Origin of the sequence: Desulfosporosinus sp., assembly GCF_014237355.1 — a bacterium.
In the GTDB taxonomy this organism is placed as follows: domain Bacteria; phylum Bacillota; class Desulfitobacteriia; order Desulfitobacteriales; family Desulfitobacteriaceae; genus Desulfosporosinus.
Window position 1 is genome coordinate 144,054 of sequence record NZ_JABZFS010000050.1, and the last position, 22,943, is coordinate 166,996.

Annotated in this window: 9 protein-coding genes; 8 read left to right on the forward strand and 1 reads right to left on the reverse strand. The window is 44.7% G+C overall.

Features of this window, described 5'->3' with window-relative positions; translation table 11 throughout:
• Positions 1 to 262: 262 nt before the first annotated feature.
• The 8 genes from HGJ98_RS11270 (at position 263) to HGJ98_RS11305 (ending at position 21,762) form a co-directional block, all read left to right on the forward strand.
• Positions 263 to 535 carry a hypothetical protein gene (locus tag HGJ98_RS11270; protein WP_291351412.1) on the forward strand — a complete coding sequence of 91 codons (273 nt, stop codon included), beginning with the start codon at positions 263 to 265 and terminating at the stop codon, positions 533 to 535.
• Between the two features lie 152 nt (positions 536 to 687).
• Positions 688 to 2,628 (forward strand): histidine kinase, encoded by a 1,941-nt coding sequence (locus tag HGJ98_RS11275; protein ID WP_291351414.1) that lies wholly within the window; start codon positions 688 to 690, stop codon positions 2,626 to 2,628.
• Positions 2,625 to 3,491, forward strand: a complete 867-nt coding sequence (locus tag HGJ98_RS11280; RefSeq protein ID WP_291351417.1) for a response regulator — start codon at positions 2,625 to 2,627, stop codon at positions 3,489 to 3,491. Before HGJ98_RS11275 ends, HGJ98_RS11280 begins: the two co-directional genes overlap by 4 nt.
• Before the next feature lie 229 nt (positions 3,492 to 3,720).
• On the forward strand, positions 3,721 to 4,041 hold the full coding sequence (locus HGJ98_RS11285) for a hypothetical protein (protein WP_291351419.1): 321 nt from the start codon (positions 3,721 to 3,723) through the stop codon (positions 4,039 to 4,041).
• On the forward strand, positions 4,038 to 4,202 hold the full coding sequence (locus HGJ98_RS11290; RefSeq protein WP_291351421.1) for a hypothetical protein: 165 nt from the start codon (positions 4,038 to 4,040) through the stop codon (positions 4,200 to 4,202). Before HGJ98_RS11285 ends, HGJ98_RS11290 begins: the two co-directional genes overlap by 4 nt.
• Positions 4,203 to 4,361: 159 nt before the next feature.
• Positions 4,362 to 20,489: an InlB B-repeat-containing protein gene (locus tag HGJ98_RS11295; RefSeq protein ID WP_291351423.1), complete on the forward strand. Its 16,128-nt coding sequence runs from the start codon at positions 4,362 to 4,364 to the stop codon at positions 20,487 to 20,489.
• 242 nt (positions 20,490 to 20,731) lie between these two features.
• A complete protein-coding gene (locus tag HGJ98_RS11300) occupies positions 20,732 to 20,875 on the forward strand; it encodes a hypothetical protein (protein WP_291351425.1) in 144 nt (47 codons plus the stop codon).
• A gap of 104 nt (positions 20,876 to 20,979) precedes the next feature.
• On the forward strand, positions 20,980 to 21,762 hold the full coding sequence (locus HGJ98_RS11305) for a hypothetical protein (protein WP_291351427.1): 783 nt from the start codon (positions 20,980 to 20,982) through the stop codon (positions 21,760 to 21,762).
• A 127-nt stretch (positions 21,763 to 21,889) separates the two neighbouring features.
• Here the strand turns inward: HGJ98_RS11305 and HGJ98_RS11310 are convergent, their stop codons facing one another.
• The gene (locus HGJ98_RS11310) at positions 21,890 to 22,861 is read right to left on the reverse strand and encodes a DUF3231 family protein (RefSeq protein WP_291351429.1); all 972 of its coding nucleotides are present in this window, start codon (positions 22,859 to 22,861) and stop codon (positions 21,890 to 21,892) included.
• Positions 22,862 to 22,943: the final 82 nt, after the last annotated feature.

A 22,943-nucleotide genomic window follows, 5' to 3' on the forward strand; every position in this document is an offset into this window, starting at 1 on the left:
GTGGGGCTTTGGCTTTCTTACATTTCATAATATCCTTTTTCCACCAATCTTTTGTGCATTTCAAAACAAAAAACATACATTTCATGCAGATATAAATTTATTTCAAATACTTTTATGTTATGGTTAAAGGGAATTTTTGGGACTATAACTATTGGGATAGTGAATGCAGATGCGTTACCAGGCGATTCTTTTTGTAGTAAACGTTAGAGGATTGGTATTATCGGAAGATAGATTCGAATGACTAGAGAAGGAGTGGTTGCAGTTGGATAGCGGAAATATGCGGCCAAAGAACAACTACATGACGGCCGACACTTATCCCGTGGTGAGAGAAGACGATACCTGCCCTCACTGGGAATGTACAGGAGGAGAGAGCCTTGCACCCATGCGTGAGTGTTGGTACTGCAAGTATTCGGATTTCAGAAAAGACATGAGTGAGCATCGGACCCACAGCGTGTGCCACTACCTCATGAACCGAAGCCATGAAGAGGAAGAAAAAAAGCCCTCTGAGATCATCAAGGCCACTGAAAAACCATAGGTTTTTCAGTGGCCTTGCGAATGAAGCCCTCCCGTAATTGTGTCGGTTGCACCTAATTGTACAGAAAAAGACTTACAATTATGTTACACTCAAAAAGAGTTAATAGAACTTGGTCTTAAGACAATAGAAGGTTTAATGAGGAAAAAGGGAGAATGATAACAGTGGATCAAAGAAGAATATGGGGAAAAATCATTTCAAATTGGAGAATAATAATCATCCTCTTTATTATTTCTTTGATGCTTTTTGCCCTGAGTAAGATGTATTCTCCAGTTTCGGGACTCGTTGCTAACGGTAAGGTTGATTTATCGAGGGTTGATTTTATACACAACGAAACTATTGATTTGAATGGACAGTGGGAATTCTATTGGGATCGCCTGTTGACATCGGAAGATTTTATGACGGAGCATGTTCCTAAGATAGATTCTTTTCTCAAAGTCCCAGGCAGTTGGAATGATAAAGAAGCCGGAATTAAGCCATATCCCAATCATGGGGTTGCCACCTATCGCTTAATTCTAACCTACCCAGATTCTCTTAAGGATCCTGCACTCAGCATAAAAACAGTTTCCGCAGCTTATAAGCTCTATGCCGATGGACAGCTTATAACAGAAGTGGGAAAGGTATCAGACAAACTTTCCCACTTCGAAGCAGATTATAAGCAGCTGATTGTAGATTTGCCAAATAGCTCGAGTAAACTTGAGTTGATAATTCAGGTAGCTAACCTGAATTATATTAGGGGCGGACTTCGGGATAGTTTGGTATTTGGTTCAAAGCAGGTTTTAGTCCAGCAAAAGATGGTTCTCTTTGCAACCCAGTTAATCGTTATCGGCAGTGTCTTTGGGTTTGGTCTTTATTATTTTCTACTCTTTCTTTTGCAGAGGAAGAATAAGACGACTCTGCTTTTTAGCATTCTTTGTTTAACCACTGCCTTGCGCGCTTCAGTGTGGGGCGAAACACCTCTAATGGTCTTATTTCCCAAGTTGCGCATCCAAGATGGGATATTCATTGAATATATTACAATTTATAGTTTGTTGCCGCTAATAATCTTATTTGTTATCAGCTTGTATCCTTTGGATTATCATAAAAAGAGTCTTACTTTGATCTTGCTGCCAAATCTGTTTTTTGGGGTACTATTGCTGGCACCGGCTGGATTTAGGGCTTCTTTCAACAGTTACTTTACCATACTCATGCTGCTCCAAATGATTTATATTTTATGTGTACTAATACAAGCAGTACACAGGAGAAGAGACAATGCTCTATTGCTGTTTATGGTTATTAGTGTGTTTAATTTTACAATCCTAGCAGATCTAGTTCGCTATAAGGGGATGGGCAGCATTAACCTCTCATATATGTTTTTATATGGGAATTTTGCCGTTGTTATGGCGATGTCTTTTATTCAAGCCAGACAACAGGCCAGTACCCAACAAAAACTTATTTTGTATAACCAGAATTTAATAGAGGCAGACCGACTCAAGGACAAAATAATGGCGACAGAAATGTCCTTTTTACAAGCGCAGATTAAGCCGCATTTTCTATACAATGCCTTGAGTGCCATTGCCAATGTCTGCGAAATGGATGGAAAAAAGGCAGGCAAACTCATTATCGATTTAGCCCTGTATTTAAGAAAAAGTTTAGAATTTAATCACCTAGATAAAATGGACACCATCGAAAAAGAACTAGAATTTATAGATACGTATTTCAACATTGAGCAAGCACGCTTTGGGCAAAAAATTAGCCTGCAAAAAGAAATTGAAATCTCGCTCAACGATCAAATCCCTGTTCTGATCCTTCAACCCTTAGTGGAAAATGCAGTACGTCATGGTATTTCCAAAAAAACAGGGGGCGGCACAGTAAGCGTAAAAATGAATCAGATCGACGAAGGGATCAATATTGAGATTGAAGATGATGGTGTGGGTATCCCTCGTGAAAAATTGGTCAATCTTTTAACGGAAGAGGGTAAAGGCCAAAGCGTAGGCCTTCTTAATATCCACCACCGACTGCTTCGATTGTATGACAGAGGTTTGGAGATCAGCAGCGAAGTGGGACATGGCACCTGCGTGAGACTATTGATACCGGAAAGGAGAAAAGAGCAATGATCAGGATAGCGGCGGTCGATGATGAGATGCATGTGCTGGAAAGATTCCAAAGAATGATTGAGGAAAGTAAGGAATTGGAGTTATGTGGTTTGTTTGAAACAGGAGAACAGCTTCTGGATTATTTAGCAAAAGAGTCTCTGGATGCTGTATTTCTGGATATTGAAATGCCAGGGGTTAATGGGCTTCAGTTATCTGAGCAGATCTTAGACCTGAACGAAACTATTGATATTGTATTTGTCACCGCCTTTAATCAATATGCGGTGGAGGCTTTTGAGCGACAAGCTATGGATTATATTCTGAAGCCCTTGACTGAAGAAAGACTAGGGAAAACAGTCAGGCGATTATTACAAACCAAAAGAACGGTTAGGCAATCTAATAAACCATTTATTCAATGCTTCGGCGGCTTCGAAGTGTTCTTTAATGGAGAAGTGCTGACCTGGAAAAATTCTAAAGCTAAGGAAGTATTGGCTTTTTTAGTCCATAAAGGAGGTGTGCCGGTAAACTGGGAAAAGATAGCGGATGCAGTTTGGCCAGACTATGACTCCGAAAAAGCTCAGACAAATTTTCATGCCACCACTTATTTGCTGCGCAAAAGATTGGCGGAAGCAGGCCTTTCGCAGATCCTGCAAAACGGCCGTGGGAATTATAGCGTTGTAACCGACCAGGTTGATTGTGATCTCTATCAACTGGAGGAACTGGTTATGAGCAATCAGTTGAGAAGAAAAGAAGATCTTCGAGTTCTGGAGCGGTTGAAGCAAAACGGATATTTGGAAGAGAATGGGTATGCCTGGGCCTATCCTAAAGCGGCTGAACTTAATGAAATGTGCAGAAATGTGATAGAAAGTGAGAAGCAGAAAATATAAAAATATTTTCGGTAATATTTTACATATTTATACAAAAGAGCGCAAACCCTTACCCCATAAGGCTTTGCGCTTTGTGCCCTATAGGACGGTTCGTCTTATAGGGCACTTTTCATTTAGGGTTCATTCAGGGTTCGTGTTTTATGATGGAGAATGAAATCATATTCTAGGGAAAATAACTCGTAAATATATTATATTGCGAGAATTAGTAATATTTAGGAGAATTAATTAGATGGGACAACAAGTGGCCATGGTCTCTAAAATCGTCGGAAAGCATAAATATGGTCTTTGCATATGGGGGGATAATGTGCAAAAGGTAACTGCTATTTGTTATTTTTTTACCTTATTATTTTATGGGATGGGATATTTTAAAACGTTGGTCATTAGGACAACGGTTCCAGAACATATAACTACATATGACTATACCATTTCTATTTCCATGGCAACGGTATATTTTGTTTTAGCAATCCTATTTGCAGTAATTGGCTCTCTTTTCTTATACGTAAAGAGTAATAGGGAAATGACCTCAGATAGAAGGGAAAAACCTTCATGAAATATATTATTGCCGACCCGAAGAAGCAAAACGGTATTAATTTAAAAGAACTATTGGATGGCTATGAAATGCTTGATTTTCAGGGAAGCTTTACCACTAAACCTGTTTCCCAAAGTGATTCTCATGAGCAGTCATGGGGAATTTGCGGTGGAAGCTTTTGAATGGGAAGCGGATGGGTTTTTATTGCTGCCAGTTAGCAAAGAAGGAATAAAGCTTTTATTACTGAGAGTTCTGCAAGAGTGAAGATTTAAAGAAGTCGAAATTGAGGATTGAGATTATCAAAAGAAAAAAGAAACATCAAAGAAGGGTGATTGAAAGTTATGAGAGAGAAAGGGTATTTGAGTTTAGTGTTGGAGGAAGGAGTAACGCATGTTGCGAAGTTCAATTCGCGCAAGGCTATCATTAATTTTAGTCTTGTGATTTTATTCTTAATTATTGCTTTGACACCAACCCCAGCAGTAGCAGCCGGGTCACCTTTTATTGGCTCCGGAACGCCGGCCAGCCCATATCTGATCAGTAGCGCTAACGACCTACAACAGTTGGCGACGCTTGTGAATAATGGGGATACAGCTTATACCGCAGCATACTACCAGATGGAAAATGATATTGACATATCCGGCATACCAAATTGGACGCCGATTGGTATTTATACTATTCACACTAATGGGTTTTCCGGCCAGTTCAATGGCAATGGGCATTATGTTAGTGGGATGAAAATAACTGCCACAACCGCGGGCTCAAACCAATACACATCCTCATATTATGGACTGTTTGGTTATAATAGTGGCACAATCAAGAACCTTGGTGTCGTTAATGGCAATCTAAACATAACAGCAGGAACTAATACATTTTGTGTTGGCGGCATAGCAGGAGGTAATAAAGGTACAATCAACAACTGCTACAATACATGCTCGATTACTGGTAGTGACGGCACTGCGGGTAATCAGGCTGTAGTTAGCGGCATAGCTAGCGCTATAGATGGCAACGGCACTATTACCAACTGCTACAATACGGGCACGATTTATGGTAAGAGGGAGCATATTGGTAGTACTTACCAAACAACTGTCGTTGGAGGTATATCAGCTCGGGCAGCCACTATCAGCAAATGCTACAACACGGGCGGGGTTACTGGACAATATAATGTTGGTGGTATAGCGGGTTCAGCGTCTGGTTCTAGTTCTAGCATCGAAAACTGCTATAATATGGGATCGGTTAGGGGCGATCAATATGTTGGGGGCATAATAGGCAATTTGAGTGGAAAGATCAGCATATGTTACAATACGGGCTGGGTTACTGGCACAACAGCTATAGGCGGTATAGTGGGTCAAGCGAGTTATCCTTCCCAGGGCAGTAACTGCTATTTTTTAGATACTAGTTCTAGTTCTGGATTCGGTGTTGGTAAGAAAATAGATAGTCCTCAGGTTAATGTTACTACAGGTTCACTTACTCAGACAACTATGCTACAGCAAACTAGCTATACAACAACATATTCCGGTTTCGATTTCACTTCCACTCCCACTCCTGTCTGGTACAAGTCAGAGGGTTCTTATCCTAAACTAAGAGCACAGTTGTTAGTACCGACTGGTTTGAAAGGGGTTGCACCATCAGTATATGGCGGGTCGGATGGAAGAATCACAGGTGCCACAACTGCAATGCAATACAAATTGTCAACGGCTTCTAATTACACAACGGCAACAGGCGCAGAAATCACCGGCTTAACAGCGGGAACCTATAATGTTAGATATGCAGCTACACCAGAATTTAATGTCGGAGAGATAGTAAATGTAGTAGTAGCAGATGGTCCTAGATCACAATCAGCCCCAATAGGCTTGATGGGCGAAGCGCCGACATTATATGGACTAAGTGATGGAAAAATCACTGGTACTACAGCCGCAATGGAATATCAGTTACAAGGCGCAGGTTCTTACACAGCAGCAACAGAAACAGCAACCACGGGTTTGGCAGCAGGAACTTACAATGTGAGATATGCAGCGAAGACCGGATTTAATGCAGGTACAGATGCAGTCGTAATAGTAGCAGTGGGGGCAAATGCCAACCAAGGTGTACCGACAGAAGCATTAACCGGCGTAGCACCGACATCCTATGGACTAAGTGATGGGAAAATCACAGGTACAACAACTGCCATGGAATACAAGCTGTCAACAGCAACAGACTATACAACCGTGACAGGCCCAGAGATCACGGGCTTGGCAACAGGTACCTACAATGTGAGATATGCCGCAAAAGCAGGATTTAATGTTGGAGCAGATGCAGTCGTAATAGTAGCAACCGGGTCAAACGCCAACCAAGGTGTACCCACAGAAACATTAAACGGTGTAGCCCCAACATCCTATGGACTAAGTGATGGGAAAATCACCGGTGTAAACAACAGAATGGAATACAGGCTAGGAAACACCGGTGCATATACAGCGGTAACAGGATTAGCAACAGAAGTTACCGGCTTAGCAGCAGGAACTTACAATGTAAGATATGCAGCTAAAGCAGGATTTAATGCTGGGGCAGATGTCGAGGTGGTATTGACAAGCGGAAATAAAGAACAAGATGCCCCGACAGACTTGGAAGGAGTAGCCCCAACAGCCTATGGACTAAATGATGGTAGAATAAACGGTACAACAACGTTAATGGAATATCAGTTACAAGGTGCTGCTTCTTACATAGCAGCAACAGCGACAGCAACCACCGGCTTAACAGCGGGTACCTATGAAGTGAGATATGCAGCTAAAACTGGCTTTAATCCAGGAGCAGCAGTAACGGTAACAGTACCAGCTGGTCCAAATGCAGAGCAGTTAGCACCGACCGGTTTGAACGGGGTTGCACCGACAACATATGGCGGCAATGATGGAAAAATTACAGATACCACAGCTGCAATGGAATACAAATTGTCAACTGCTTCTAATTACATACCGGTGACAAACATAGTAATTACCGGCTTAGCAGCAGGAACTTACGATGTAAGATATGCAGCAAAGGCTGGCTTCAATGCGGGAGCGACAGCAACGGTAATAGTACCGGCTTATACGACACCGCTTACCTCAGTTTCAATCTCCGGCACAGCTCAGGAAGGACAAACCCTAACCGCAACAGTGGCTCCCAGCGGGGCAACGGTTGATTATCAATGGCAAGCAAACGGTACAACTGTAGGCACTAACGCTAATACCTACACAGTACAGACAGCTGATATGGGTAAAACCATTACCGTAAGTGCGACCGGAACAGATAGTTATTCCGGTACGGTAACCAGTACTCCAACTGATGCGGTTGCCGATGTGGTGATCACGGCAAAAATCAATAATGGTAGCGCAATTGGCGGCGCTAGCCTTGCTGATGTGATTAATAAGTCTAGTAAAGCAGTAAACACCATCACCTCCATCGAAATCACAGGGGGTACGGTTACCACAGCAGATTGGCAATATAGCAGCTTCTTATATGTCCTCACAGACCTTAAAGTGGCGGATACTGTAAGCTTGGTTGCAGATATCCCAGATGGGGATGAGAACAATGGGGGATTTTTGCCTAGATCATTACAAACAGTGGAGATTTCCAAGGTGACAACGATTGGACAATATGCGTTTGCTTATTGCGGGGATCTCAAGACAGTGTACTTTCCGAAGGTGACAACGATCAAGGATAATGCGTTCAAGTGGTGCACAGGTCTCATAACTGCAGATTTTCCGTTGGCGACCAGCATTGGTGACAATGCGCTTCTGGGCGGCACAAGTCTCACAATTGCAGATTTTCCGATGGCGATCAGCATTGGGAAGAGGGCGTTTGAGAGTTGCACAAGTCTCGAAACTGTAAATTTCCCGTTGGCGATCAATATTGGAGACTATGCGTTTCAGAATTGCGCAATAAAAATTGCAGATTTTCCCGCGGTGACCAACATTGGCGAGTATGCGTTCTATAGATGCGCGAGTCTCACAACTGCAAATTTCCCGGTGGCGACCAGCATTGGGTACTTTGGTTTTGTTGCTTGCACAAATCTCACAACTGCAGAGTTCCCGATGGCGACCTCTATTGGCGGCTCTGCGTTTGCTAATTGCCCAAGTCTTACCAGTGCGGATTTTCCCGCGGTGACCAGCATTGGCGAGCATGCGTTTCGTACTTGCACAAGTCTCACAATTGCAGATTTTCCGATGGCGACCAGCATTGGGAAGGGTGCGTTTGACTGGTGCACAAGTCTTATCACTGCAAATTTTCCGAGGGTGACGAGTATTGGAGATGAGGCTTTTTATAACTGCGAAAAATTTACAACATTGAAGCTATCCACACTGCCAGCATCAGTTACTAATTATGATGTTTTTTACAAATGTCCACTACCCAGAAACCTTGTTTTTGTTGATGCACAGGGGGATAACTTGACAGGTGAGGCTTTAACGACTGCACAGAGTAACTATAAGGCAGTTAGTGACGGAAATACATCCGATAACTTTTGGTATGGCTGGAATATAGGCAAAGCATACGGACCAGCCTTAACCGATGTTACAAACGATGATAGGCTAAACACAATGATAGGTATGACTGCCGTCATGGAATTCTCAACGGATGGGACAACCTGGACAGCATACAATGCAACAACACCGAACCTTCCTGATCTGACAGGTACAGTGGCATTGCAGGTTAGAGTGGCAGAAACAGCAACCCATAATGCCGGAGCACCTACCACCTTCATCTTTACAGTACCAACTTTAACCAGCATAGCTATTACCACACCAGCAACAAAAACAGTGTACGAAATTGGAGAGACTTTAGATATCACTGGCATGGTAGTAACAGGAACATACAGTGACGATACCGCCATCCCTGAGACCATAACCGTTGCTAATGTTAGCGGTTTCAATAGTGATGTCGCAGAAGTAGACCAGGTGCTAACAATAACCGTTAATGGCAAGACCACTACTTATAAGGTTCAGATAAATACACCAAATGAAGAGCAGATAGCCCCAACTGGTTTAGTTGGTGCTGCACCATCAGTATATGACCGTACAGATGGGAAAATCACTGGTACCACAACCGCCATGGAATACAAATTGTCAACGGATGCTACTTACAAACCGGCAACAGAATCAGAGATCACCGACTTAGCGGCAGGAATCTACGAAGTTAGATATGCAGCTAAAACAGGCTTTAATGCAGGAGCGACAGCAACTGTAACAGTGCCGGTTGGTCCAAATGCAGAGCAGTTAGCACCAACCGGTTTGGGCGCAGCTGCACCGACAACATTTAACGGCAATGATGGAAAAATCACAGGTGCCACAACTGCCATGGAATACAAATTGTCAACGGATGCTACTTACAAACCGGCAACAGAATCAGAGATCACCGGCTTAGCAGCAGGAACCTACGAAGTGAGATATGCAGCTAAAACAGGCTTTAATGTAGGAGCAACAGTAACGGTAACCGTGCCGACCTATAAGACACCACTAACCGCAGTTGCAATCTCTGGCTCAGCTAAGGAAGGACAAATCCTAACGGCAACAGTGGTTCCCGGTGGTGCAACGGTCGATTATCAATGGCAAGCAGGCGGGGTAGATGTAGGTACAAACTCAGCAACCTACACTGTGCAAGCAGAGGATATCGGCAAAACCATTACCGTAACGGTTACTGCAACCGGCAGCTATACGGGCACGATAACCAGTACACCAACCAGTGCCGTAACCGCAATTCTTATCACAGCAAAAATCAACAACGGCAGTCCTATAGGTGGCGATAGCCTAGCGGACGTATTTACTAAATCGGGTATAGAATTACCCGCAATCACCTCAATCGAAATTATCAAGGGCAGTGTTACAAGCAACGACTGGCATTATATGACGATTCAATTTGCATCATTAGATGGGCTCACAAGCTTTAGGGTGGCAGATACGGTTACCTCAGTTGCCGACCTGCCGACTGGGTGGATACCAGGGGATAGAGTTTTTCGTAGTTCAATTCAGATGGTCGATATTGCCAAGCTGACCTCAATTACCGCCGGCGTGTTTAGTAGCACACCGTATGATTCGTACACAGCACTCACCACTGTAAATTTCCCGGATGTGACGAGCATTGGGAACCAAACATTTTTTGGTTGCACGGGTCTTAAAACTGCAAATTTTCCTAAGGCGGAAACGATAGGTTCGAATGCGTTTTCTAATTGCAGTCTTGAAACTGCAGATTTCCCAGCGACCACCAGTATTGGCGCGTCTGCTTTTTTCCCAATAATAACACTCGAGACTGCAAATTTTCCCGCGGCGACCAAAATTGAGAATAGTGCGTTTGCTAGATGCACCAGTCTCACCACAGCAAATTTCCCGGTGGCGACCAGTATTGAGGGTGGTGCGTTTTATGGATGCATCAGTCTTACCACAGCAAATTTCCCGATGTTGACCAGCATTGGAACAGGTGCATTTTATGATTGCTCAGAATTGGTCATCTTAAAACTTCCCGCTCTGTCACCAACAGTCGCCGATGTTAATGCGTTTGAGGGTGGTCCACTATCCAGAACCCTTAGTTTTGTTGATACCAATGGTATTGATTTAACAGGTGCGGCTTTAACGGCTGCACAGAATAACTATAAGGCAGTTAGTGACGGCGATATAACCGACAGTCTCTGGTATGGATGGTATATAACCCAGGCAGACGGACCAGCCTTAACCGGTGTTACAAGCGATGATGCCGCAAACACAATGACAGGTATGACTGCAGCCATGGAATTCTCAACGGATGGGATAACCTGGACAGCATACAATGCAGATTCACCGAACCTCCCTGATCTGACAGGTACAGTGGCTTTGCAGGTTAGAGTGGCAGAAACAGCAACCCATACTGCCGGAGCACCTACCACGTTCAACTTTACAGTACTAGTCAGTATAGAGATTACCATCCCAGCGACGAAGACAGCATACTATGTTGGCGATGAGCTTGATATCTCTGGTATGGTAGTAACTGGAACATATAGTGACAACAGTACAAAAGAAGAAACTATAACATACGCAAACGTAAGCGGTTTTGATAGCTCAGCGGTGGCAGCCAATCAGACACTGACAGTGACAGTCGGTGGTAAGACAATAACGTATACAATAGCTGTAGCCAAAGCAGACGGACCAGATTTAGCCCGTGTTACAAGCGATGATGCCGCAAACACAATGACAGGTATGACTGCAACCATGGAATTCTCAACGGATGGGATAAACTGGACAGCATATAATGAAGAATCACCGAACCTCCCTGATCTGACAGGAACAGTGGATTTACAGGTTAGAGTGGCAGAAACAGCAACCCATACTGCTGGAGCACCTACCACCTTCAACTTTACAGCACCAAGTACCTACACCTTAACCGTAAACCTGGACGGTGGTAATAGCGGCATTACAGGAGGAAATTACATCGCCGGTTCAGAGGTTGCTATCAACGCTGGAACGAAAGCGGGCTACACCTTTAGCGGCTGGACAACTTCAAATGGCGGGACATTTGCAGACGCTACCCTTACAACCACAATCTTTACTATGCCCGCAAATGAGGTAACCATTACAGCGCAGTGGACAGAAAACGCGCTTACATCAGTAACCATCAGCGGCACAGCCGAAGCAGGACAAACCTTAACCGCAACCGTCGCTCCCAGTAATGCAACGGTCGATTATCAATGGCAAGCAGGTGGCACAGCTGTCGGCGAAAACGCTGCAACTTACCATGTGCAAGCAGCGGATATCGGAAAAACCATCACCGTAACGGTAACCGGAATAGGTAGCTATTCTGGTACAGTAACCAGTGCAGCAACCAGTGAAGTAACCGGAGTCCCACTAACCGCAGTTTTAATCAGCGGTACAGCCAAGGAAGGTCTAATCCTAACGGCAACCGTCGCTCCCAGTAATGCAACGGTGGATTATCAATGGCAAGCAAACGGCACAGCTGTCGGCACAAACGCTGCGACCTACACAGTGCAAGCAGAGGATATTGGTAAAACCATCACCGTAACGGCAAGCGGAACCGGCAACTATGCCGGTGCGATAACCAGCAATCCAACCAGTGCAGTTACCACTCCGGTTATCACAGCCAAAATCAACGATAACTCTCCAATTGGCGGCAATAGCCTTGCGGATGTTGTTATTAAGTCTGGTATAGCATTAAATACCATCACCTCCATCGAAATCATCGAAGGTACGGTTACCACTGCCGATTGGGATTATATTAAAACGATCTATTCAGTCGTTACCCTTAAAGTGGTGGATACGGTAAGTACAGTTGCAGAGATACCTGATGGTACTTTTTCTTATATGACATCTAGAGCATTAGAAACGGTCGAGATTGCTAAGGTGACTACGATTGGAAGAGACATGTTTAATGGAGATCATCAATTGGCATCTTATACAGCTAAGCTCAAGAATGTATACTTCCCAAATGTAACAACGATTGGGTCTTATGCGTTTTATCGTAACGTATATCTTACGACCGTGAATATCCCAGCAGCGACCAGCATTGGTGCCTATGCTTTTTATCTGTCTGGTATCACCACAGCAGATTTCCCGGCAGTGGCCAGTATCGGGGACTCTGCGTTTGCTCACTGCTACCAGCTCTCAAGTGTAAATTTTCCTGTAGCGACCAGCATTGGGAATAATGGGTTTAGACAACCCTACGCACTCACAACGGTGAATTTCCCCAAAGTTATCAGCATTGGGGACGAGGCGTTTTCGGTTTCTAATAATCTCAAAACAGCAAATTTCCCTGTGGCGACCAGTATAGGTGTCGATGCGTTTAATGGCAGCGGCCTCATCAATGCGAATTTCCCGAGGGTGGAAACGATTGGTGCCGAGGCGTTTAATCAAGCTGATCTCACAACAGCAAATTTCCCGGTAGCGACCAGTATGGGCGAAAGCGCCTTTTATGAATGCGAGAATTTAACAAATGCAAATTTCCCGGTGATGACCTCTATTGGTAATTATGCGTTTCGTCATAACAAAGCTATGGTGACTTTAAAATTACCGGCAACACCGCCCCTGGGAGATCCAGATGTTTTTACTTGGCCACCAACACTCAAAAACCTTGTATTTGTTGATGAAAATGGTGCTGACTTGATAGGAGTTCATTTAACTGCGGCGCAAAAAGCCTATCAGGCGGTAAATGACGGCGACACATCCGACAATCTTTGGTATGGCTGGACGATTATGCCGTCGTTAATACCCCTAACCGATGTTTCAATCGACGGTACAGCCCAGGAAGGGCAAACCCTTACCGCAATCGTGACGCCCAGTGGCGCAACGGCGACTTATCAATGGACAGTAGGTAGCACATCTATAGGCACAAATGTTGCGAGCTACATTGTGCAAAGAGCTGATATAGGAAAAATAATCACTGTAACTGCAACTGGAACCGGGTTCTATACGGGTGATTTGACTAGTAATCCAACTTCAGCAGTCGTTAGAGCAGCCGATACCTATATCGTATCTTTTGCAGGTGGAACAGGAGCAACAGGCATAGCGCCCGCTTCAGAATTCAAAACAGCAAATGTAAAGTTCACATTACCTTTAAATCCATATAATAAAACAATGCACACCTTTACCGGTTGGAATGATGGAACCACGACTTACAGTGCAGGCGACCTGTATACCATGCCAGCAAACGATGTAAGCTTTACAGCCCAGTGGAGACAACTACAGAAATGGTCTGTAGTCTTCAATCCTCAAGGTGGCACTTCAGTTTCTTCCGTATGGGTAGATGAAGATGGCACAGCGCCAAGACTACCAACAACAGTCAGAGAGGGATATATCTTTGATGGTTGGTATATAGATGGGACAGATACACTATTTACTTGTACTACTCTGGTTACAGATCACATGATGATCCTTGCCCGATGGACACCACAAGCACAGGCGCAAACCTACACACTTACCTATGATGGAAATGGTGCAACAAACGGTAGTGTTCTCAGCCAATTAATAAAAGTAGGAACGCCAACACCACTTCATGGAAACGGGTTTGCGAAGAGTGGGTATATTTTTACCGGCTGGAACACCAATGCAGACGGTAGCGGCACTCCTTATGGTATAGGTGACTTAATATCATTGACGACAGCAAATGCCACGGCAATCCTTTATGCCCAGTGGGCAACAGCCCCGCCGCAAACATATACCGTAATATTTGACGGCAATGGTGCAACAAGCGGTAGTGCTGCAACTCAAACGAATACTACCGGTGATAGCATACACATTCCTACAAACGAATTTTTCTTAAAAGGAAAAACATTAACAGGTTGGAATACGAAAGCAGATGGCAGTGGTACTGCTTATGGGAAATATGATAATGTATCGGCACAACCCGAAGGTACAATTATCGTTCTCTATGCACAGTGGATAGATAATCCCCCATACAAGATAATATATGATGGAAATGGTGCAACCAGTGGAAGTGTTGCCACCCAAACAACAGAGGCAGGGACGCGAACAGTCATTTCTGCAAACGAATTTACCAACCCTGGATATACTTTTATTAGTTGGAATACCAATGCAGCCGGCACTGGCGGTAACCTTCCGCAAGGTGCCTGGACAGAACTTCAACCGGGATCAACGATGACACTTTATGCCCAGTGGATAGCCAACGCATCCAATACCTATACCGTAACCTTTACCGGTGGAACAGAAGCAACAGGCACAATACCTATCCAAGTAGCAACAGCAGAAAATGGTACGTTCGCATTGCCCGCCAATACATTTGCAAGAACTGGCTACACCTTTGCAGCTTGGAGTGATGGCTCGGCGACTTACAATGCAGGTTCAACCTATACCATGCCAGCAAAAGGTGTAATCTTTACAGCACAGTGGACAGAAAACGCACCCAATACCTACAATGTAACGTTAAGAGGTGGGACAGGCGCAACAGGCGTAGTACCTATCCACGCAGCAACAGCAGCAGGTGATACGTTCGCATTGCCAGCAAACCCATTTACGAGAACGGGCTACACCTTTACAGGATGGAATGATGGCACGACGACTTACAGTGCGGGTGCAACCTATACCATGCCAGCAAATGCCGTAAGGTTTACAGCCCAGTGGATAGAAAACACAGCAACCACTTATACAGTAACCTTTACAGGTGGTACAGAAGCAACAGGTGAAGCACCGACCCAAGCTGCAACAGGAGCAAATGGCACATTCGCATTGCCAGCCAATACATTTGCAAAAACCGGCTATACCTTTGCAGGCTGGAATGATGGCAGGACGACTTATGATGCGGGCACAACATATACGATGCCAGCCAATGCTGTAACTTTTACAGCACAGTGGACAGTCGACGCAGCTGATACCTACACCGTAACCTTCATAGGTGGTGCAGGCGCAACAGGTGTGGCACCGACCCAAGCGGCAACAGCGGAGAATGGTACATTTCAATTGCCAACCAATACATTCACAAAAACCGGTTATACCTTTGCCGGTTGGAGTGATGGTTCGACGACTTATGATGCGGGCACAACATATACGATGCCAGCCAATGCTGTAACTTTTACAGCACAGTGGACAGTCGACGCACCTGATACCTACACCGTAACCTTCAAAGGTGGTGCAGACGCAACAGGTGAAGCGCCGACCCAAGCAGCAACAGCGGAGAATAGTACATTCGTATTGCCTGCCAACCCATTTGCAAAAACCGACTATACCTTTGCAGGCTGGAATGATGGTTCGACGACGTACAATGCGGGTACAACCTATACCATGCCAGCAGAGAATGTAACCTTTACAGCGCAGTGGACAGTGGACGCACCTGATACCTACACCGTAACCTTCAAAGGTGGTGCAGGCGCAACAGGTGTGGCACCGACCCAAGCGGCAACAGCGGAGAATGGTACATTCGTATTGCCTGCCAATACATTCACAAAAACCGGCTATACCTTTGCCGGCTGGAATGATGGTTCGACGACTTATGATGCGGGCACAACATATACGATGCCAGCCAATGCTGTAACTTTTACAGCACAGTGGACAGTGGACGCACCTGATACCTACAGCGTAACCTTCATAGGTGGTGCAGGCGCAACAGGTGTGGCACCGACCCAAGCAGTAACAGCAGCAAATGGCACATTCGCATTGCCAGCCAATACATTTGCAAAAACCGGTTATACCTTTGCAGGTTGGAATGATGGCACGACGACGTATGATGCGGGCATAACATATACGATGCCAGCCAATGCTGTAACCTTTACAGCACAGTGGACAGCCAACGCACCTGATACTTACACAGTAACCTTCATAGGTGGCACAGGCGCAACAGGTGTGGCACCGACCCAAACAGTAACAGCAGCCAGTATAGTGGTATTGCCAACTAACCCATTCACAAAGACCGGCTATACCTTTGCCGGCTGGAATGATGGTACGAATAATTACGGTGCGGGTGCAACCTATACCATGCCAGCAGAGAATGTAACCTTTACAGCGCAGTGGACAGTGGACGCACCTGATACTTACACCGTAGCCTTCATAGGTGGTACAGGCACAACAGGTGTGGCACCGACCCAAGCAGCAACAGCGGAGAATGGTACATTCGTATTGCCTGCCAACCCATTTGCAAAAACCGGCTATACCTTTGCCGGTTGGAGTGATGGTTCGACGACGTACAATGCGGGTACAACGTATACCATGCCAGCAGAGAATGTAACCTTTACAGCGCAGTGGATAGAAAACACAGCAACCACGTATGCCATAACCTTCATAGGTGGCACAGGCGCAACAGGCACAGCACCGACCCAAGCAGCAACAGCGGAAGATGCTCAATTCGCATTGCCAGCTAACCCATTCACAAAAGCCGGTTATACCTTTGCGGGCTGGAATGATGGCACGACGACTTATGATGCGGGTACAACATATACAATGCCAGCAGAGAATGTAACTTTTACAGCGCAGTGGATAGAAAACACAGCAACCACGTATACCGTAACCTTCATAGGTGGCACAGGCGCAACAGGTGAAGCACCGACCCAAGCAGCAACAGGAGCAGTGGTATTGCCAGCCAACCCATTTGTAAAAACCGGCTATACCTTTGTAGGCTGGAATGATGGCACGACGACTTATGATGCGGGTACAACGTATACGATGCCAGCAAACGATGTAACCTTTACAGCACAGTGGACAGCCAACGCACCAAATACCCACACCGTAAGCGGCACAATCACGGACACTGACGGCAACCCCGTATCCGGTGCAACCATAAGCTTGACGGATACAAACGACGGTAGCAAAACTTACACAGGCACAACGGATGCCGACGGTAATTACAGCATTCCCGGTGTACCTGATGGGACCTATACAATTACCGTAACCAAAGGAAGCGAAACCCTGGGTAACGGCAGTATTGCAGTTGAAGGCGACGATGTAACGGATGAAAGCGCAGATATAACCGTGACCCCACCGACCATCTCGACCCACACCGTAAGCGGCACAATCACGGACACTGACGGCAATCCCGTATCCGGTGCAACCATAACCTTGACGGATACAAACGACAGTAGCAAAACTTACACAGGCACAACGGATGCCGACGGTAATTACAGCATTCCCGGTGTACCTGATGGGACCTATACAATTACCGTAACCAAAGGAAGCGAAACCCTGGGTATCGGCAGTGACGATGTAATAGTTGACGATGGTGATGTAACGGGTGGCAGCGGGAATATAACCGTAAACCCGCCAACCATAACGACCGCGCAAACCCCAGTATTTAGTGCAAGCAATGTGAGAGGTATTGAAGCAGTTACTAAAAATGCTGCTCTAACACCGCTTTCAGTAACAGCAGCAGTAACCGATAGTGGCACTCTTACCTACCAGTGGTACCAAAATGCAACAAATTCAACAACTGGTGGTACGCCCATAAGCGGTGCAACAAGTTCAAGCTACACACCACCCACCGATCTTGTTGGCACAACCTATTACTATGTAGAGGTTACTAATACAGCGATCGTCGGCGGCGAAACAAAAACCTCAACCAACACCAGCAGTATTAAAACGGTGATTGTGCTTGCGGCACCAGCACCTACCTACGATGTTTCAGCAAGTGGCAGTTCATTAAGTAACATTACCCTAAACAACACAATCGCAAAACAATACCAAAACTACACCACAACCCTAAGCGCAGCCAGTGGTTACACCTTGCCCAGCAGCCTAACCATTACAATGGGCGGAGTGACCCTTGTGCCCGGTGTTGATTACATCTATACAAAGACATCAGCAACAACAGGAACTTTAACGGTTTACAATGTGACAGGGGAGTTATCAATCACAGCAGTAGGTGTATTAATACCAACGCAAACCTACGCCATAACCTTTAATTCAAGCGGTGGAAGTACTGTTGCTGCCATAAGCGGAACTTACGGCACAGCGTTAATTCTCCCAACCCCTACAAAACCAGACTTTAACTTTGCCGGCTGGTATAGGGACAGTGGCTTTGCAACCTCGTATCTTTCAAATACAATGGGTGCGGAAAATATAACCCTTCACGCCAAGTGGGAGCAAATCACCTACGAAGTCACCGGTAATGTCAAGGATGAAGATGACGCCAATGTAAACAGTGCCACAGTGAAGCTTATGGCAGGTAGTCGAGAAGTTGTCCAAGCAACCACCGACGCTAACGGCGTTTTCACCATCAGCGGAATTCCAAGAGGCATCTATAACTTGGTAATCAGCAAAGGCACCGACCAAATTATAACCTTAACCATCACAGTTTCGGGTAATACTACAACCGGATCGGTTACATTGCCAAAGGGTAATAAAAATAGTGTCGTAGAGGTTAAGTCCGGTACTCCAGATATAATTGTTGATAAACTCAATGACTTCTTTACTAGCAATCAATTTACTCAAGATGATAGCAATGTTATCGATGCCGGCGGAACGGTTGAGATTAGGCTAATCATTGAGCAAAGGGTTGAAAGTGGCGACAATGCCGCTGAAAATGCGCAGAGCATTATAGCTGCAGCAAGCGGAAAAGAAATCGGGATTTTCCTGAATTTAAGCTTAAGCAAAATTGTAACACCGATTCTCGGTGGTACAGCAGAACAGCCGATTCCAATAAGGGAGTTAGATGATGCCTTAATTATTGACATACCCCTTCCTGCTGAGCTGCAAGGCAAGAGCAATTATGTGGTTTATCGTTATCATGGTACAGAGGTTCAAACCATCACTCAAACAAACACCGATGGTGAGTATATTGAGTTAAGCGCTGACGGTAAGTCAATAAAGCTCCACACCAAAAAATTCTCCACCTATGCCATTGGTTACACAGCGACTTCAACACCAAGCAAAGGTGGCGGGGGTAATGGTGGCGGCACAAGCACTGCACCGACCATTACAACCGACAGCAATACAGGTGGAAAGGTTACCATCAGCAGGGATCAAAAGACCGCTACCATTACCCCCGACGAAGGCTATATAATTTTCGATGTACTGGTGGATGGCAAGAGCGTTGGCGCAATTGCGACATATACCTTTACAGACAGCGAAAAGCACACAATAAGTGCAATTTTCGTTGAAAAAACAGGCGTAAAAAGACTCGCGGGAGTTAATAGAGTCGATACGGCCCTGGAAATTGCCAAAGCAAGTTACGAAGGAAAGGTCTCCAACGTTGTCTTAGCAACAGCGGAAAACTATCCCGATGCTTTAACCGGAAGTGTACTAGCCTATAAACTGAAGGCTCCGATCCTGCTGGTTGGCAGCACAGAAACAGACCAGGAAAAAGTATTGGACTATCTTAAGAAAAACCTGGATTCGGCAGGGACAGTCTATATTCTTGGAGGCACAGCAGTCGTCAGCAGCGCAATGGAAGCAAAAGTAACCATCCTTGGTTTTAAAAACATAACCAGAATCGCTGGAGAAGACAGATATGAAACTGCAATAAAAATTGCCGATCAACTGGTAGTAAAGACTGGAGCACCCCTTGTGTTAGTTAATGGAGAAAGCTATCCTGACGCTTTGTCCATAAGCAGCAGGGCAGGAATAATGCAAAGTCCAATCCTGTTAATTCAAAAAGATGGAATCAGTGAGGAAGTCAAGGCAAAGATAGTAGAACTACAGCCCTCAAAAGTATATATCATCGGCCTTGAAGGAGTCATAAGCTCAGTAGCAGAAAGGGAAGTTGCCCAAATAACGTCTCTGGCTCAAGAGAGTATCGTAAGAATCGGCGGAACAGACCGATATGAAACCTCTCTGGCAGTAGCCCAATACTTCAATTCAGAGGGACAAACAATTTGTGTAGCAACGGGCAGCAACTTCCCGGATGCTCTTGCTGGGAGTGTCTATGCTGCTAATGTCAATGCCCCTATTATTTTAGTAGACGGCAGCTTATCAGAAGAACAAATCTATTATTTGAAGACCCTGAAAATGACCGGAGCAACCCTATTCGGAGGAGAAGCCGTCGTCACTAAAGACATTGAAGAGCAGCTTGGACAATTGATTAACAAATATACAAGCGATAAATGACAAATAAGTTACAATCATCTTGAAATGCTTCGTAGCATACAGAGGGTAAAAAGTGAAAATGGAATAAAAGTCTATACAACGGAAGAAAACGGGTTCGCGCATTATAGGTGAATCCGTTTTCTTCTATTTAGTTCTGGAAACTAAGTGGCCCATGTTATTAAGATACGATACAAATGAAGGAGCTATCTCATGGAAGGTAATTGATTCCTACCTAAAGGTATAAGTGTATTAGGAGAATTCAAATGTATACACGCAATCAAATTATGTACGCCGTTGATCACTTCAAACAATCTCTTCAGGAAGGTTCCCAACCAACTGCATTAGCGTTATCAGTGCTGGACATTAAGGAACCTGCATATTGTGAGGGTTCAAAGTGCTCGATTTAGTTAACTTGTACCAAAAGATTTCATATATTGTATTAAGAGCAATATACGAAAATGCTTGATTTTAATAAGCAATTGATACTAAACGATGTGGAGGGATAAAATTAATGGCTGAATTAACAACCGGTTTGATTGAAAATACAGCTGTGCTAGGCGTCAGGCCGACCGTAACCTTTGTGGTGAGGATTACAAATGATGGGACCACAACAGAATCAGTGATGACTGAAGGCAGCTTCGTTTTGGGGGCAATAAAAGTGCTCTATGTATTAGAGCAAATTAATATGTTGCCCGGCGAAGCGGTGGAAAGAATATATTTTGCCGATTTTGATGCTTTTGAATTTCAATTTACCACCAGCTCGCCGGAAATAGCAATATCGGCTTGGGGTAAGGATGCAGCAGGCAATTTAGTGGCAGCCCATCGAGTCTTACCGGCAGAACTTGAAGAGAACACTTTACCGTTAACGACAGTATTAAACTTTGCCGACTTTTTTGCCCTGATGCCTCCTGATAATGCAGCAACAGTTGCTCCCGGTACTGACGTAAGCTTTCCCCAAGACGGACCTACCAGCGGAACAACTATTACCAGAACTAGTGATACTGAATTTAACTTGTCTGCAATCGGCACTTATCAGGTTTTGTTTCAGGTAAGTGTGAGCGAGGCGGGCCAGTTGGTTTTAACTCTCAATGGAGTCGGCTTGGCATATACGGTAGTCGGGCGGGCAACAGGTACTTCTCAAATAGTGGGAATGGCTTATGTGACTACAACAGCCGCCGATTCAGTGCTCACTGTCCGAAACCCTGCCGGCAATGCAACAGCGCTAACCATTACCACTATCGCCGGAGGAACAAGGCCAGTTTCGGCTCATCTAGTTATCACACAAGTCGCCTAGATAAAATCCGCAGTTTAAGTGAAACTTGGTCTGTGAATCTGTCACCGACCAAGTTTTCTTAATTTTATCTTGCTTTTTGCCAATGACCTTTTCTTTTCCCTGCCCAAGTAGCTTCAGCAATCGTTTCCTATACTAATGCTCCATATGTGGGTGGTGTCTTTGTCCAGCCTTTCGCTTTACCGTATTTTAGGAATTTATCATAGGAACTCATTTCGTCTTTTAATAAATCGATGAATGTTTTGCGCAGGCTGTCATTTCTTACCGTCTCCATTACTGCCCTCATGTGAAGGTCAATAGAATTCTGAAGGCCAGTGAGAAGAATTCTATACATAAATTGATCTTCCATTGCTTCCGGATCTATGCGCTGCACCATTTCAGCTGGTGGCCTTTCAGGTACTTGGACACTATAGTTTAGACACAGTTCCTCAAGTTTCTCGATCTGCTTTTTGATAATTATTAAGCCCATATCTAAGACAGCAATAAAGCTTGTGTCATGGGCAAAACTAATGGAGAGCATGACCAATTCCAGCTGGTCATATCTTAGGTTTAAATGGTCCCAGAGATGAAAAGCTTCACTGATTGATAAATCCTCAGTTTTAATTGGCTTGGAGGGCTTATAAGCCGGAGGATTGTCCTCCCAGCTCTTTAACTTACCAAATTTATAGAGTATTTGAAATTGATAGGCGTGGCCTAACAGGGCATGTTTGAAAAGTTCACGGAGTTGATCATTACTTGTAGTGGTTCTATAGCACCGACCAAGGACAACCATTTGAGTAACTAGGTCTTCATAGATTCTCCTGTAAATATATCTATCTGTAAGCTCATCAAGCTTTTTGTCAATCCGGATATCCACTGCGGGTCTCTTGGGCAAGGTTACAGAATAATGGGTTGCTTTCTCTTCCAATATCTTTGATTCCTTTATAAAGGTACTTAAGAAGCGACTAAGCATAAGATCAAAATCACGGTCATGGATAAAGTTCCTATACATCTGAAGGGTTTCTATACTTCCATAACGTGCTCTTAAGGCGTTCCATAAATTGAAGGCTCCCAGAATATCAATAACTTCTACACCTGATAGTTTTTTAAAGAAAGAAAACAAAACATCACCTCATTATAAGATTCTTTTAGTATCCGTTGGGCAGGGTATTTTTATGCCATGCACAGACAGGTCTGGGGAACCG

What these genes read in the sequence shown, in the direction of transcription:
- HGJ98_RS11305 (WP_291351427.1), top strand. Translation starts at nt 20,980, where the DNA reads ATGGCTGAATTAACAACCGGTTTGATTGAAAATACAGCTGTGCTAGGC.
- HGJ98_RS11300 (WP_291351425.1), top strand. Translation starts at nt 20,732, where the DNA reads ATGTATACACGCAATCAAATTATGTACGCCGTTGATCACTTCAAACAA.
- HGJ98_RS11295 (WP_291351423.1), top strand. Translation starts at nt 4,362, where the DNA reads ATGAGAGAGAAAGGGTATTTGAGTTTAGTGTTGGAGGAAGGAGTAACG.
- HGJ98_RS11290 (WP_291351421.1), top strand. Translation starts at nt 4,038, where the DNA reads ATGAAATATATTATTGCCGACCCGAAGAAGCAAAACGGTATTAATTTA.
- HGJ98_RS11285 (WP_291351419.1), top strand. Translation starts at nt 3,721, where the DNA reads ATGGGACAACAAGTGGCCATGGTCTCTAAAATCGTCGGAAAGCATAAA.
- HGJ98_RS11275 (WP_291351414.1), top strand. Translation starts at nt 688, where the DNA reads ATGATAACAGTGGATCAAAGAAGAATATGGGGAAAAATCATTTCAAAT.
- HGJ98_RS11280 (WP_291351417.1), top strand. Translation starts at nt 2,625, where the DNA reads ATGATCAGGATAGCGGCGGTCGATGATGAGATGCATGTGCTGGAAAGA.